Consider the following 11,950-nt stretch of genomic DNA (forward strand, 5'->3'; position numbering starts at 1 on the left):
TAATTATTATATTAGCTATGATAAGCTATTATCAATATGATAAATACTAATTATTAATATCTAACTAATCAATTGTCATGTAATAAAAACGCCTTTTCAATAGGAAGTAATTTTAATTCCGGTAACATCGGCATAATTAAATCTATTCCGGCTTTTTCGTTACTATTACCGTGTACCAATATAAAAGAACCATTTTGAACTTTTTCGCCTTTAGCAAGCCATGCATTACTCCCAAGCGGAATAAATCCCAAATCTTTTAGTTTTTCTATTAGTGTTTGATCGGAAACTAATCCAGGAAAACGAAAGAAAATAAGGATGACTAAATGAATGATTAACCCATGTTATTTGTAAATAACCGTTTTCTTGTTGTTTTAATAACCATAAGAATTCTTCTGTATGCTTATAATCCATAATCCTGAAACACATATAGCAATCGGAATAGGTTTATTTAGTTTGATCGATAATTCTACGAGCTTTTAAAAAAAATCTTCTTCACAGCTTTTGGAAGAAGGACACATGTCAATTGTCAAGAACTGTCCTTTTACTTTATATATGCTACTCGTAGCACCGTAATTTTGTTGTATATAAGGTGCAGAGCTATATTTATTTAAAACTTTAATATACGGAGTTTTACTTAATTTTTTTAGAAGATTTTCTTTTTCTATTTTATTCGTAGGTAAAATTACCAGCTCTTGTAGGGCTATTTCAGTTTTAAAAGAATTTGGATCTACTAAAACTAAATATGATTTTTCATTATTTAAATAAGAACGAATAGCAATTCTTATTTTTTTATTTTCAGCAATTACAGGCAAAAATACCGGTTTATAATCAGTTATAATTACTGCTTTTTCACTTGCATAGCTTAACTAAAAAACAATATTACAAAAATAAAACTTAAAATTCTTTTAATTTATTCGTCTCCATAACGCTCGTATAAAATTCCGCAATTTTCTCTTTTACAGCTAGAGGATCGTTCATTAAATTAACAGCACCTCTAAACTCTGCTGAATTCGGTAAACCGCTACTATACCAGCCAATATGCTTACGTGCAATAGGTACGCCCACAGATTCACCATAATAATCAAGTATTGCCTCATAATGCTCGGTTACGATATCTAGCTGCTCTGCTATAGAGGGAGTAGATTTTTCTTTACCTGTTTTAAGATAATGATCAATTTGTGAAATAAGCCAAGGTTTGCCATATGCTCCTCTACCGACCATAATACCGTTTGCACCGGATTTTTGTAGGGCTTCTTTTGCCTTAGCAAAATTAGTAATATCACCGTTAGCAATAACCGGAATCTTTACCGATTCTTTAACTGATCGTATAAAATCCCAATCGGCATTACCGGAATAAAACTGGCATCTAGTTCTACCGTGAACGGTAACCATCTGAACACCTGAGCTTTCAGCAATTTTGGCTAAAGTCGGAGCGTTTTTCGTATTATCATCCCAACCCATACGCATTTTAACGGTTACCGGCAACTTAACCGCTTCAACGGTAGCTTCAAAAATTTTAGCTGCCAGCTGCTCATCCCTCATTAGAGCCGAGCCTGAATAACCGCCTACTACTTTTTTTGCCGGACAGCCAAAATTAAGATCGATAATTTTTGCCCCCATACCCTCATTCATTTTAGCAGCTTCTGCTATCACATTCGGCTCACAGCCTGCTAGCTGTACGCAAGCACTTGTTGCATCATCACGCATAATGGCACTTTTTTTTAGTGACTGCCTAGATTCCACAATCATTGCTCTACTTGCTACCATTTCAGAAACTACAAGCCCTGCACCAAATCTTTTCACCAATCTTCTAAATTCCAAATCCGTAACACCCGACATTGGAGCTAGTATAATATTTGAAGAAAGCTCAATATTGCCGATTTTGATCATAAAAACCGTTATAAAAATAAACACTCATAATATCATAATTAAGTATTTTTGTCTAATATTACTAATTAAGAATAGACAAAAGCCGATTAATCTATTATAAGCTTAAGTTATAACATCCTAATAAATGAAAGAATAGTATAGACGAAGATCAACTTGGAAACGAGCAAGGAGTCTGTAAGCCGAGGAGCAGAGTGTATACTAATACGTGAGCATCCAAGGACTTACAAAGACGACGAAGCCAATTTTTCAAGTGCATCGAGTATATACGGCCACGTAGCTCAGTCGGTAGAGCAAAGGACTGAAAATCCTTGTGCCGTTGGTTCAATTCCAACCGTGGCCACCACCATTCCTTACTTTAAATCCCGTTTTTATATCTTCAATTAAATTTCTATTGCATCTGTAAACTTACTTTTGTAATTTTAATTAACTTTAGGTTAATAACGCCAGTTTAGGATAAGAGAAAATAAAAACTTGATACTTTTATAACGCGCATTTAGAGTATAAGAAGGATATAGAGAGATGATAATATAGAAGTGGTTGCAAGGATTTGAGTGTTGAGATATATAAGATTTATTCAAAAAATATACTCTCAACATGAAGAAATGTATCATAAGTTTATTCTGTATACTAGATAATTTTTGCAACATAGTATGAGGAATGGGAGCAAAAGAAATCAATACCAAAAGATAGGCAACGTCAGAGAGAAGGGAGTTTAAAACTCTGCGAGTTACTAACTATAGTATTATATTTTTATTTATCACCGTGTAAGGACTTTAAAAATTACTATTTATATTATTTATCATACAAATGCAGAGGTTATTTTAAACTACCGAGTTATAGTCGGATAATACAACTATGGCCGAGGCTAGTTTTACCGCTTGTTATAATGCTACAATTATTTAGGGGTGAAGATACAGGGGTTTATTTTATCGATTCAACTAAATTATCTATATGCCATACAAAGCGTACAAGTAATAATCGAGTGTTTAGTAATATTGCTAAAATAGGTATGAGTAGCTATGGTTGGTTTATGAGTTTTAAGTTACATATAGTAATTTCAAAACTTCCCTTATCCTAAACTGGCGTTAGAAATACAACAATAAAGTATAAAGAGGAATCTATGAATTCAAAATAAGATTTATAGTAAGCGAGTCTTGATCAATTAAAGGAAAAATTATCTTGTAAAGCTACCGAAATAGCTACTGTATTACATGCTGAACTATAAGTTTATCGCACTTTTATTAAATAATCACTTATACACTAAATACTTGCATATTGTTAAATTAATGTGTATATATATACTACAAGCCACTTACTACGGTCCATTATTACCTAAAGGATAAGTATTTCTTAAAATTATTTTAAGTGAGGTAAAATATGAGTTATTTTAGTAATTTGCTCAGTTCTAAGCCTATTAATTTTGTTAGCAAAGTAAAGAAAACTGTTGCCAAGGTTGAAAAATTTGCTAATAAGTTTGAGGCAAAGGTTGCCCATGTAGCGACGGATCTTGCTTATAAGCTTGCTCAAGGTAACAAAATATATAAAGAACATGAGTCTAAGACTATTGAGAGTCTAGAAAAGAATGGATGGAAAACTTTATGTAATTCTTCTGAATTTGCTGATACTAACCAAAATGGCTATAAAGCAGTTGCTTTTATTAACGCGGAGGCTAAACAAGTATTAATCGCCACAGCTGGTACAGTACCCACAGATCTACATGACTTAAAAGATGATGCCTACATAGCAGCTGGCAGCTTCCCTAGTAAAATTACACAAGTTAAGGCTATGATTGATCACATCACTACATTACTTGCTACTGATGCTAGCAACTATGTGTTTAATGTTGCAGGTCACTCTCTTGGAGCAGTTTTAACGGATGCAACAGCTTTTGAGATCATGTCCAAAGGCCTTGAGCTAGGGACATCTATTACCTTTGATAGTCCTGGTTCAAAAAATGCAATAGACCAAGCAATTAAGGCTGGAGTATTTAGTAAGACTGTAGATGTTACTGTAGAAAATTTAGCAGAACATTGCGTTGTATATAATGCTAAGCATAATATTATTAATTGTAATCCTATTATAAGTAGTCCGCATATTACCGCACCAAAGCTAGTTCTTTCTTTGGAACAACAAGTTGCAACTGATGCACCTATGCAATATGTAGAAAAAGAATCATCAGGGATTATAGGATATGTTAGCTACTTAGTTAGTAAAACAAGCTCAAATATCATTAAATCTTGTGCAGATTATTTAGGTATTACAAGAACTGTAAATGAGCTCGAGAATCTTAAAGGTCATTCTCTTAAGAATTTCGCTGATTTATGCGAAAAACCTGTTGTTGATACTCTAGGTTGGGAAAGAGGTATAGATAATGGGTTATTGATAGAGGACTTTGATGGATCAAGCTGTGTGCATTCTACCGGTAATGATTTGAGAGTTGTTAAGGAGTACGATGTTGATGATGATACCGTCGAGATATCATTAAATGAGTTTAACTTTGCTGATCTACAACGTGCTCATGATAATATCAACAAAGCAGTACCAACGCTAGGAACAGACCCAGAGTTCCCAAGTATGGAATTTATAAACTAATCTATTATAGGTGTTATATGGCTATTGATTCTGAAGACATGTCTACTTATGCTACAGCTGCTGCTACTATTATTGGGGCTATCACAGTAGCCCCTGTTCTGATCATAAAAGATAAAACTACAACATTTACATCTGACATTTGGAAAAGCCTAAAAGAATATTATGCTAGACCTGCCGTATTAAACAAAGAAGCCTATAATCAGAACTTAATTGAACATACAAATCAAGACGGCTGGAATGTAATTACTATAGGTGGTTCTTCCTGTGATGATTGAGATCATCCAAAGTGATCAATTATATTTAGTAAACTAACTTTTATTGCCTAAGTTAGGTATAATGTTTTAAAATCTTTGCAAGGAGACAAATAAAAGTACAAACTATAGACATTAATGCTGCAAGAGTTAAGCTACCTTCTCTATACCTTTTCTATCTATTGGTAATAATCTACTTTTTTCCCATTCTTAATAAATTTAAAATTATCTATTAAATAATAAGTAGTTATGATGCATTTTTTCATGTTAAGTTACTGATCTTTTATTACAAAATCTATCATAACTCAACATTAATGAGCTTTAAACCCTATATCTTCAACCTTCCTACTTATCCCTTATCCTAAATTAGCGTTGTAAAGCCATATTAAAACATTTATAATATTCTTCTAATTTTTTAGGGTTAATGACTTTCAATTCTTTAATTTGGTTGTTTATATCTGCAGTATACCCAACATTTGCAGATTGTAACATTTTTTTATGTCTACAATTGTTTGCGCATGTCGAGCTATATCGTGGTCATGTTTAGCTATTATGCTTATTAATATGCATTTAATGTTTGACTCACTTCTATTATATCATGTGAATCTTTATTATTAAACGAAGTTAATTGACTACTATCTCTCGATAACATCGGGGAATTAGTAGTTTTATTAAGTTCTGGAGTTATTTGACTGAGAATTTCCTGAAATTCTTCCTCATTCTCTGGACAAGATATATATTTGTTAAGTATAGTAACAGCTTCGCTTAATTTGCCTGCTTTATAAAAAGTTTCTCATAATAAAAAATCAGTATCTTTAGGTTTAGATATATATATAGAGCTGCTTGTTGTAATGAAGCTACTGCCTAAGGTAAAGGTCTGTTTGTTCAACATTATTATAATACTCTCCCCAACACAAGTAAGTGATGCCTTCATAATAATAGATATGTAGAAAACCTTTATATTGTTTAATTAAGGTAAATATATTAAGTACTTCTTTATACTCATTTTTACTTAGAAGTTCTCTTCCCTTAGAGATTAATTGGTTTATGATCTCTTTCATATTCTAATCTATTATTAGTTAATTGTTTAAATCATATTATGGCCGCCGTTGATAAAAATAGTCTCACCTGTTATAAATCCAGCATTTTCATCAACTAAAAATGCCACGGCTCTAGCTTATTTCTTCCGGCTGTCCTAGTCTTTTTTTGGGGATACTATTAACGATTTTAACAAGCACGTCTTCGGGTACTGCTCCTACCTTCGGTTGTAATATACCCTGGAGCTATACAGTTAACGGTGATATTTTTAGAAGCAGTTTCACAAGCAAGGGCCTTAGTAAAGCCGATAATTCCGGCTTTAGTAGCAGAGTAATTAGTCTACCCACAACCTGCCCTGCTTGAGCATTAATTGAACTGATATTTACTATACGACCGTAATCTTGGTTTCGCATCTGCTCCATTACGCTACTAGACATATTAAAGCAAGAATTGAGATTAACGTTAATCACATCATTCCAATCTTGATGGCTCATTCTATGTAGCATTTTATCTTTGGTAATACCGGCATTATTTACAAGAATACTTACCGTTTTTTTAAACTCCTCTTCAATTTCCTTTACTGCTTTTCTACATTCTTCAAAATCTGCAACATTCCAGCGTTTGGTTTTTATATCGTATTTTTCTTCCATTTCTTTAGCAGCGTCGTAATTGCTGAAAAAATTAGCAACTACCGTAAGACCCTTATTTTCTAATTCTAAAGCGGTAGCTTTACCTATTCCTCTAGTACTGCCTGCTACAATTGCAAGTTCTGACATTATTTCTCCATACCTATATTTTGACTTTTATTAAATTTAACCGGTGGGGTTATACTTGGTTTAAGCTGTGACACCAATTTAGTTAACGGTTTAACAACTTTCCTATCACTGCGTATTGCGATAGATTCTCTAGGGTGATTTTTTCATATTCTGCATCTATCTTTTTATCCATCTTTTTTTTGTCTTCAATTTTATTAGTTTTAGCAGTTAATGCCATTATAGCAGCAAGTGTTTCTTTTCTACTTTTTGGAATGACTCTTTTATTTTCTTTTTTAGTGCCGTAACAACCTATTGTTGCACCGCCTGCATAAATACTACCTGCTTGCTGAGCAATATGATAGTTTTTAAGTAATTGTCTATCGATGTCTGTTCTTTTATACCGGTATATTTTGATACTGATTGAGATATTTTATTATGTTCATTAAGCCCTTCTCTATCTTTACCGCTAGCACACATTGTTAATATTTCTTTCTGAGGTAAATTTATTAAACTAGTGGTTTTAGTTTCTTGTTTATTTTGTCTTATTTTTGCTGTTAAATTACTTAAGACATCTGATATATTTAGATTAATATTTTCTTTATCAAAAGATATAAAAGGAAGTCTTGTCTCGAACGATACTCTAAAAGGAATATCTGCTTGCTCAATATTTTTTCTTAATGTTACAGCTTTTTTTTATATTCCTTTTTCCTGATCCGTTAAATTTGCATTGTTAATTATTTCTGCTGCATTTCCTTTAGGTTTATTTATCCTAAAAAAACGTCAAATTTGCTTCTAGGTTTAATATGTGCTTTTAATTCATCAATTCCTTTTTCAGTCGGTAAATTTTCTGCTATTTTGTTTAAAGTATCACTCACTCCTGCAAAGTTATTTGTTACTCCTATAAGCCTAAATAAATTAAGAGGAGTATTAGTTTTTTCTCACCGACATTTTCCATAGATTTTTTTGTCTGATCAACAATTGTGGGATCATTGCCAGCTCCTATAGGACCTGAGTTTAATGTATTAGTATGAAGAGTAACGCCGTCTTCAAGCCATTCTTGGGCTTGGCGTGCATTTAAGTCGGTAATTTTTTGTCTAGAATCTATATCATTTTGAAATCGAGGCTAATGTACCTGCATGTTTAGATGTAAGCAATGTTTCAAAATTTTTACCGTCTTTGTCGGTTATTGCCCCAATTTTCTCAAAGGCGTTTTTTATGCCAACAATTTGTTGTAACTGGGTTGGGATAACATGCCTACCGTTTTAAATTGTATCAGTATACTGATCAACAAGCTTCCTCTCCCATTCAGGCATTACATTATACCAGTTTTTACCTTCTCTATTTTGATGTTCTTGCTTTTGTTCTTCTGTCAAGCCTTTAAAAGCTACTTCCGCTTCGACTACAATATGCTCTTTTCCCTCATCATTGATGACTTTTGACAAAGTTACTATATTACAATGCTCATCATTGAAATTTTGAAAATATTTAGCAACATTTAATTTTTTATTAGCATTTTTAATACCATTTTTTCCTAGCAATTCAGCAACACTGTCAATTTCAGCTTGCATATTTTTGAGATATTTTCTTGTGATTTTTCCATATTCAAAGCATTAAAACTATTAATAAATTTTACTGCTTCTTTATTTAATTTCAGCATAAGCTCAGGTTTATTTTCGCCCTTTGCTATGTCTATCGCTCCTCTGATAGCATTTAAATATTGCATTTCAAAAGCTTTAGTGCCTAAAACAATTTTTTCATTGGGATTGTTACGACCGTCACGTATTAATATTGGAGTTTCACCGTTTTTCCCTTCAATTTCAGCTCTATTTGTTTCTAAAGGAACGCCTAAATTCTTTTGTATGATTTAATAAAAACTCCTTATCGTTATCAAATTGTTTTTTTAATGATGAAAGCATTATAAAATTCTATAATGTAGTTGTGCATCTCTTGTTGTTTTAATTAAAAATTATTATATAAAAATAATCTAGTTAAAAATATTTAACTTTATTAATTAAAATATGTTATTTATATGAATATTGATAAATTTACTGCACATGCTAAATCAGTGATAGCTAGTAGCCAATCACTTGCTGTTAAAAATGATCATCAGCAAATATTACCTTTGCATTTATTATCTAGTCTTTTAAGTGAAGAAACAGGTATAATTCAAACCCTTATTAATAATACCGGCGGTAATATAAACTTATTAAAAGATCAAGTGCAGCTAGAACTAAATAAAATCCCAAAAGTTCAGGTTGAGGGAGGGGGACAAGTTTATTCTTCTGCTGAAGCTCTTAAAGTTTTAGAAAAAGCTAGTAGCATTGCTAAAGACAGTGGGGATAGCTTTGTAACCATAGAGCGTACATTTGAAGCATTAACTTATGATAATACTATAGCTGGTAAAATTTTAACGAATAATGGAATTAATAATAAAAAAATAGCAGCAGCTATTTTACAGTTTCGTAAAGGCAAAAAAGCAGATACCGAATCGGCAGAAAATAGTTACGATGCTTTAAAGAAATATGGTAGAGACGTAACAGAGCGTGCCGAAAGCGGTAAGCTTGACCCGATAATCGGGCGTGATGAAGAAATAAGAAGAACGGTGCAGGTACTATCACGACGTATGAAAAATAATCCTGTATTGATCGGCGAACCTGGAGTCGGTAAAACTGCTATAATAGAGGGGCTTGCACAACGAATATTTAGTAAGGACGTACCTGAATCGCTTATTAATTGCCGTATTATTGAGCTTGATATGGGAGCTTTAATAGCGGGAGCTAAATATCGAGGCGAATTTGAAGAGCGTCTTAAAGCAGTGCTTAGCGAAATCAAAGAATCAAGCGGTGAAATTATTTTATTTATCGATGAATTGCATCTATTAGTCGGTACAGGAAAAACCGACGGTGCTATGGATGCCTCGAATTTACTAAAGCCGATGCTTGCTCGTGGTGAGCTGCATTGTATCGGTGCTACTACTCTAGATGAATATCGTAAATATATCGAGAAAGATGCGGCACTTGCTCGTCGTTTTCAGCCTGTTTACGTGAGTGAGCCGACGGTTGAGGATACTATATCAATACTTAGAGGAATTAAAGAAAAATATGAGCTGCATCATGCAGTGCAAATTTCTGATAGTGCAATAGTTGCAGCAGCGACGTTATCAAACCGTTATATTACCGATCGTTATTTACCTGATAAAGCTATTGATTTGATTGATGAAGCTTGTAGCCGTATGAAAATAGAGCTATCAAGTAAACCAGAAGAGCTTGATGAGCTGGACCGTCGTATTATTCAGATAAAAATAGAGCTTGCAGCACTTAAAAAAGAAAATGACGAGCATGCTAAAAAGAAAATAGAGCATTTAACTACAGAATTAGAAAAATTAGAGTCTAAATCCTATGATATGGGAGCTAAATGGCAAGCTGAAAAGTCTAAACTACAGCAAACACAAAAGCTCAAAGAAGAACTAGACCGTAGCCGAAACGAGCTTGAACGTGCCGAACGTGATGCTAATCTCGCTAAAGCTAGTGAGCTAAAATACGGAATTATACCTGAGATTGTGAAAAAGATTCAGGAAGCCGAAAGTATGGATAATAAAGGGCTGTTAAAAGAAATTGTATCGGAAAGCGATATAGCAAGTATTATCTCTCGTATTACTGGTATTCCAATTGATACGATGCTATCAAGTGAACGTGAGCGTCTGCTTATGATGGAGCAGAAATTACGAGAATTGGTAATAGGGCAGGATGAGGCAATTAAAGGTGTTAGTGATGCGGTAAGAAGATCACGTGCAGGGATTCAAGATATTAACCGCCCGCTTGGTTCGTTCTTATTCTTAGGACCGACCGGAGTCGGTAAAACTGAGCTTACCAAAGCCTTAGCTGGTTTTCTTTTTGATGACCGTAATGCAATACTTCGTATAGATATGTCGGAATATATGGAGAAGCACGCTATTTCTCGCCTGATAGGAGCTCCTCCCGGCTATATCGGATATGATCAAGGCGGGGTGTTGACTGAGGCAGTAAGACGCCGTCCTTATCAGGTAATATTATTTGATGAGGTTGAAAAAGCCCATCCTGACATATTTAATATTATGCTGCAAATACTTGATGAGGGAAGATTAACAGATAGTCAAGGTATAACGGTTGATTTTAAGAATACTATAATAGTTTTAACGTCTAATTTAGGTGCTGAGATACTTGTTAATCAGAAAGAAGACGAAGATACATATAAAGTAAAGGATGAGGTTATGGAATATGTAAAAGCAGTATTTAAACCTGAGTTTTTAAACAGACTAGACGAGATTATATTATTCCATCGCCTAAATCGTAATAATATTCATGATATAGTGAAGATACAGCTTGAAAGCTTAAAGAAAATTTTACTAGCACAAAATATTATTCTTGAATTTGATGAATCTGCCTTAAATTATTTAGCCGAAAAAGGTTATGATCCAAGCTTTGGAGCAAGACCCTTAAAACGCCTTATCCAGCGGGAAATACAAAATAATTTAGCCAAAATGATTTTAGCAGGCGAAATAAGTAGCGGTAAAACGGTTAAAATAAATGCGAAGGATAAAGAATTGAAGGTAACAATGAGTTGATTAATTTTTTCCGAATAACGAATTATAGCATAATCCACTATTTTTGTTAAAGGCACTGTCTAATAATTATTGATTTTGTCATTGCGGGCTATTAAAAGATTTGTTGCATGGCTCAAAAAACGCGTTTGATGTCATTCCCGCGGAAGCGGGAATGACACAAAACGAGCAATGCAACAAGACCACAACTAAAAGGAGTATGGTCATCTAGAAAAAGTGATAAAAAAATTCTATTAATTAGTATTAATAACATTCAATTTCAGCTAATGTTATACTTTCAGTACCTGATAATTTATAATAATCACTACTAGTAGAGTTAGGAATTTGTAAGTCAAATAATAGTGCTTTTTCTTCTTTATACGGATCAACTAAATAAGAATTTGTAATATCTGTAACTATTGGCGATAAATAGGTTGTTGTTTCAATAAGCTTATCAATAGCATTCTGTCCGTCTTTTAATATTTTATCGACTAGTTTTTTATCTTTATAAAAAGTATTTACGGCCCCTATTAAGGTTGTTGATACCTCATATATAATAACACCGTTTTTAATTATATTGGTTATATTAGAGTCTAATTTTGCTGTTTTAGAAAAAATTAAAGAAATAACAGTAGGATATTTATTAAATACATTAGGTAGTTCTAAAAAAGTATTTACGGCTGAATAGGCAGAATTGGCTGCTTCTGAAAAACAATTAAATGCTTTGTATATGTTTTCATAATTGCTATTGCTCATAAACTTACCTCTTTTTTATATATGTAGTTACCATGCTTCATGGTAACTACATATCATACTACTAAATTAAGAAGTGTCAATATTTTATA

Annotated in this window: 11 protein-coding genes, 1 tRNA gene and 3 pseudogenes; 5 read left to right on the forward strand and 10 right to left on the reverse strand. The window is 33.0% G+C overall.

From position 1 onward, the window contains the following. Positions 1 to 68: 68 nt before the first annotated feature. Together A3305_RS03240 and dusB are read right to left on the reverse strand one after the other, a co-directional pair. Positions 69 to 910: pseudogene (locus A3305_RS03240) on the reverse strand (hypothetical protein). Then, entirely contained in the window at positions 895 to 1,890 is a 996-nt protein-coding gene (gene dusB, locus A3305_RS03245; RefSeq protein WP_014391738.1) for a tRNA dihydrouridine synthase DusB, read from the reverse strand. The pseudogene A3305_RS03240 and the gene dusB overlap by 16 nt, the downstream one beginning before the upstream one ends. A 267-nt stretch (positions 1,891 to 2,157) precedes the next feature. On the opposite strand from dusB, the gene A3305_RS03255 reads away from it, so the two are divergent. From A3305_RS03255 to A3305_RS03275, 4 genes are all read left to right on the forward strand, one after another. Continuing rightward, a tRNA-Phe gene (locus A3305_RS03255) sits at positions 2,158 to 2,233 on the forward strand. Positions 2,234 to 2,776: 543 nt separating this feature from the next. Next, complete coding sequence (locus A3305_RS09470; protein ID WP_014391739.1) at positions 2,777 to 2,968, forward strand: transposase; 192 nt, start codon at positions 2,777 to 2,779, stop codon at positions 2,966 to 2,968. A 299-nt stretch (positions 2,969 to 3,267) separates the two neighbouring features. Continuing rightward, positions 3,268 to 4,482 (forward strand): hypothetical protein, encoded by a 1,215-nt coding sequence (locus tag A3305_RS09475; RefSeq protein ID WP_014391740.1) that lies wholly within the window; start codon positions 3,268 to 3,270, stop codon positions 4,480 to 4,482. A gap of 17 nt (positions 4,483 to 4,499) precedes the next feature. Next, entirely contained in the window at positions 4,500 to 4,757 is a 258-nt protein-coding gene (locus A3305_RS03275) for a hypothetical protein (RefSeq protein ID WP_014391741.1), read from the forward strand. A 342-nt stretch (positions 4,758 to 5,099) separates the two neighbouring features. On the opposite strand, the gene A3305_RS11230 is transcribed toward A3305_RS03275, so the two are convergent. The 7 genes and pseudogenes from A3305_RS11230 to A3305_RS10340 form a co-directional block, all read right to left on the reverse strand. Continuing rightward, complete coding sequence (locus tag A3305_RS11230; protein ID WP_014391742.1) at positions 5,100 to 5,225, reverse strand: hypothetical protein; 126 nt, start codon at positions 5,223 to 5,225, stop codon at positions 5,100 to 5,102. Then, a pseudogene (locus A3305_RS10330) lies at positions 5,186 to 5,385 on the reverse strand (hypothetical protein). The gene A3305_RS11230 and the pseudogene A3305_RS10330 overlap by 40 nt, the downstream one beginning before the upstream one ends. Before the next feature lie 435 nt (positions 5,386 to 5,820). Further along, a pseudogene (locus A3305_RS03290) lies at positions 5,821 to 6,547 on the reverse strand (SDR family oxidoreductase). Between the two features lie 82 nt (positions 6,548 to 6,629). Beyond that, positions 6,630 to 6,764: a hypothetical protein gene (locus tag A3305_RS11235; protein WP_264357842.1), complete on the reverse strand. Its 135-nt coding sequence runs from the start codon at positions 6,762 to 6,764 to the stop codon at positions 6,630 to 6,632. A gap of 71 nt (positions 6,765 to 6,835) precedes the next feature. Further along, positions 6,836 to 7,003 (reverse strand): hypothetical protein, encoded by a 168-nt coding sequence (locus A3305_RS10335; protein ID WP_014391744.1) that lies wholly within the window; start codon positions 7,001 to 7,003, stop codon positions 6,836 to 6,838. Between the two features lie 785 nt (positions 7,004 to 7,788). Further along, positions 7,789 to 8,094, reverse strand: coding sequence for a hypothetical protein (locus A3305_RS03305; protein ID WP_226983989.1), 306 nt, complete (start codon positions 8,092 to 8,094; stop codon positions 7,789 to 7,791). Further along, complete coding sequence (locus A3305_RS10340; RefSeq protein ID WP_226983990.1) at positions 8,058 to 8,249, reverse strand: hypothetical protein; 192 nt, start codon at positions 8,247 to 8,249, stop codon at positions 8,058 to 8,060. The genes A3305_RS03305 and A3305_RS10340 overlap by 37 nt, the downstream gene beginning before the upstream one ends. Positions 8,250 to 8,555: 306 nt before the next feature. Here A3305_RS10340 and clpB point away from each other — a divergent pair, with 306 nt between their 5' ends. Next, the gene (gene clpB, locus A3305_RS03315) at positions 8,556 to 11,129 is read left to right on the forward strand and encodes an ATP-dependent chaperone ClpB (RefSeq protein WP_014391746.1); all 2,574 of its coding nucleotides are present in this window, start codon (positions 8,556 to 8,558) and stop codon (positions 11,127 to 11,129) included. 240 nt (positions 11,130 to 11,369) lie between these two features. Here clpB and A3305_RS03320 read toward each other — a convergent pair whose 3' ends face one another. Then, positions 11,370 to 11,861: a DUF5424 family protein gene (locus A3305_RS03320; protein WP_014391747.1), complete on the reverse strand. Its 492-nt coding sequence runs from the start codon at positions 11,859 to 11,861 to the stop codon at positions 11,370 to 11,372. Positions 11,862 to 11,950 lie beyond the last annotated feature (89 nt).

This window comes from Rickettsia amblyommatis, from assembly GCF_002078335.1.
Taxonomy (GTDB): Bacteria; Pseudomonadota; Alphaproteobacteria; order Rickettsiales; family Rickettsiaceae; genus Rickettsia; species Rickettsia rickettsii.